This window comes from Polaromonas sp. P1_E1_2, assembly GCF_056406035.1.
In genome coordinates, this window is record NZ_JBFUAZ010000476.1 from 1 (window position 1) to 3,348 (window position 3,348).

The window sequence follows — 3,348 nt, forward strand, 5'->3', positions numbered from 1 at the left end:
GTGGACACCCTGGCTCAAGCGGGTTCGAGGCAGCGGACGCGCCTTTGTCGCTGTCAATCTCGAGCCCCTGTTCGGCTCCATAGACGGCTACGCCCCCCAAATTGACGACGCAGTGGTGCGGGTCACCCAAGCCACAGGCCTTGCCCCCTTGCTGGTATGCCACAGCATGGGCGGGTTGGCTGCCAGAGCCTGGCTCAAGCGCATGAAGGCCGAAGCCCGGGTACATCATGTCGTCACCATCGGCACACCGCACCGCGGAACCTGGCTGGCCCGGTTTGGGCATGGCCACAATGGGCGCCAGATGCGCCTCCTGTCCGACTGGCAGACCCAACTGGACCATGAGATGCCTGCACACCGGCATACACTGTTTACCTGCTGGTACTCCAACTGCGACAACATCGTGTTTCCGACCTCCACGGCCACCTTGCCTGGCGCCGACAATCGCCTGGTTCGCGGCGCGGCCCATGTGCAGATGGCATTTTTGCCGGGCGTCATGAACGCTACCCTGGCCATGCTGGACAGTGATCCGGCTTGAACCAGCGTATCGACGCTTGCCGTCAGCCCCTTAAGCCTCCCCCGTCGGCAACCGGCGATGTGAATTTCTCACAAAAAAGACCCGGCATATTCACTATCTACATTGACCCGGGCTTTTTATGCTCATCTATTTGTAGGATGGAGCAAGCCCTTGACACTCTATGCAATGCCCAATACCAGCCTGTTAGAGGCTGTCCGACCTCTGCCGCCTCTGCTGGAACCCGAGTCTGATTCCACGCCTGCGCTGCTGGCCCTGCTGGTCGATGAGCTGGCGCACGGGGTGTTCGTTGTCAGCGCCCAGGGGCGGATTTTGCACGCGAATCAAATCGCGCGGCGCGAACTTGAGCGCTCTGTTGTGTTGGGGGTGGACAGGGGAGAGCTGAAGGTCCTCATGCAGGCAGATGCCAAGGCCTTCCAGATTGCCATGGGCAAAGCAGTTGCCGGAAAACGCAGCCTGATCAGGTTGGTGGCCAACGGCGTGGACTTTACCCTTGCCGTGGTGCCATTGCATCGTCAGGCAGGCAGCCCCTGTGAGCGCATTGCCCTCTTTTTGTCTCGAGTGGGCGTGAGCGAGTCGGGTGTTTTTGGCTCCTTTGCCCGCAGTCACGGTCTCACGCATACGGAGGAGCAGGTGCTGGTTTTCMTGTGCCGCTGCTTGAGCACGCCGGAAATCGCTCTCCAGATGAAAGTTGCGGTTTCCACCGTGCGCAGCCATGTGCGCAGCCTTTGCGCCAAGACCGCCTCCAGCGGCGTTCGTGAACTGGTCAATCGCGTGGCGATTTTGCCGCCTATTGCCCCCCTGCCGCTCGGACAAATCCACTGATAGATGCCCCGTACGTCCCGGCGACGTGCTAGATTACGGGTGATCATGAGTTCACCACCACCTTCCGATGAGGGGCTGTATGCCCATTTGATTCCCGAATTGCGCACGCTCGCCCTGCGAGGCGTGGTGCGAACTTATCCCAAAAAAGCCGTTGTCATCAACGAAGGGGAAATCGGCGACAACCTGTTTGTTCTGCTCAAGGGCAGTGTCAAGGTGTTCGCCATGGACGAAAGCGGCCGGGAAATCACCTACGGCAGGATTCATTCGGGCGACTATTTTGGGGAAATGTCGCTGGACGGCGGACCCCGTTCGGCTTCAGTTATTACCCTTGAGCCTTGCACCTGTGCGGTGCTCAGTCGTACCGATGTGAGCGAACACTTGGGTGATGAGCCAGGATTCGCAATCAATCTCGTGGTTCAGGTGATTCGCAGGGCGCGTGCTGCTACAGAAGCGGCGCGCAACATGGCGCTGCTCGATGTGTACGGACGGCTGATTGCCGTGCTTGAAGGACATGGCGATGCGGTGGAGCGCGACCCTGCCAATGAGGCTGTCACTCTTGAATCAATCACCCATCAGGAGATTRCCAGCCGCGTCGGCGCCTCCCGCGAAATGGTCAGCCGCCTCTTAAAGGACCTGGAAAAAGGCGGGTACATCGAAATGGGCACCAAACGCATCACGCTGCTCAAAAAGCTGCCGAGCCGTTGGTGAGTCCTTACCGAGAGCCTAGCGTTCGTTAAAAATCCGGCGAGCCTCTTGCGGCGACGCATCGCTCGTACCCTGCAAGCGCACCACGGCACTGCTACGCGTCCCTGCGGCACTGACACCCAGCGTGGCCGGGTTTTCGTCGCTGGAGGCGGCTGCATCCGGGATTTTGACGACGCCGGGTCGCTGCGGCCGCGCTGCATCGGGGTCTGGTTTTTGCGGGGAATAGTGCGCCCATTTCGACCCCGTGATACGGGTGCCGCCGACCGACACAGTTTTACTGCCCGTGGCAATGCTGTTGAAGCTGCCGCTGCGCCGGATCAGGCTTGGATTGTTGGGGTGATCGACAAAGGAGCCGGGGTTGCCGCTGGTGTCGTACCACTCGTCCTCAAAGTGCGATTGGCGCGCTCCGGTATGGGTGCCGATGACCACATCGTCTCGCTCCACGTAGGCATCCACCGTGACCGATTTTGTGGCGGTGTTCGTCAGCTTGATTTGCCATACTCCGCTGGGAGCTGTGACGTCTTTCTTCTCGAAGCTGAAGGTGGGTGACACCGCCAGCAGGGCGCAGGTGCCACGCCGGCCAGTGGCCACCGTCTTTGGATAAATCAGCGCGCAAAGGGGCTGCTTGTCGCTGTTGGCCCACATTCGGGACTGGCCAAACTTCAATGCTGGCAAGGCCGCTTGCCCTGGCGGCGTAATTTCAATCTCCAGGCCTTCGCGGTTCTCTTCAATCCAGAGCTCCACAAAGCTTTGCGTTGTATCGTCGGGCAGTGCGCACCAATGCAGCGTGGCGGACTTGTTTTTCGCCAGCGTTGTATTGGCATGCATGCGCAGTTGGTAGCCATTGCCAGCAGCCACAACAATCTGCAGGCGGCCATGAAGGAGGGTGATCAGCTGGTCCATGGCTGCCTCAAGCAGCGACGTTCCGTCATGCGGCCCGGCCAGCGTGCCAAAACTCACGTTCACCGTCACCTTGGCCGTGGGGGTGCAGCGAGAGAGGATGTACATAAACCCGTCCAGCACATGCACATTCATCGAGCCGCCCGAGGTGTCTTGCACGGTGTCGTAGTCGAGTTGCACTGCAACCAGCGGCGCGCGGCTGGCATCGTCGTTGGCCAGCGCCCAGCTAGGCGGCGCGTCATACGCAGGCGGCAAGTTGGCCACCTGGGCCAGCAGCTTGCGCGGCCCCACTGCCAGATCCATGACATGTGAGCCGTGACTGATCGACGTGTCCAGCGCGTGAAAAAAGCGCTCGGTCTTGGGCTGTTTCTGGCCCAGGGTAGAAA

General features: G+C 60.3%; 4 protein-coding genes. 3 read left to right on the forward strand and 1 reads right to left on the reverse strand.

Annotation, left to right across the window (positions count from 1 at the left end):
• The 3 genes from AC1D1P_RS18370 to AC1D1P_RS18380 form a co-directional block, all read left to right on the forward strand.
• The coding region (locus AC1D1P_RS18370; protein WP_477673951.1) for an esterase/lipase family protein at window positions 1-535 on the forward strand (535 nt) is incomplete at its 5' end.
• A 102-nt stretch (window positions 536-637) separates the two neighbouring features.
• Window positions 638-1,357, forward strand: coding sequence for a helix-turn-helix transcriptional regulator (locus AC1D1P_RS18375; protein ID WP_477673952.1), 720 nt, complete (start codon window positions 638-640; stop codon window positions 1,355-1,357).
• A 45-nt stretch (window positions 1,358-1,402) separates the two neighbouring features.
• The gene (locus tag AC1D1P_RS18380; RefSeq protein ID WP_477673953.1) at window positions 1,403-2,065 is read left to right on the forward strand and encodes a Crp/Fnr family transcriptional regulator; all 663 of its coding nucleotides are present in this window, start codon (window positions 1,403-1,405) and stop codon (window positions 2,063-2,065) included.
• Window positions 2,066-2,080: 15 nt separating this feature from the next.
• Here the strand turns inward: AC1D1P_RS18380 and AC1D1P_RS18385 are convergent.
• Window positions 2,081-3,348: S8/S53 family peptidase (locus tag AC1D1P_RS18385; protein ID WP_477673954.1), on the reverse strand; the 1,268-nt coding region annotated here is incomplete at its 5' end.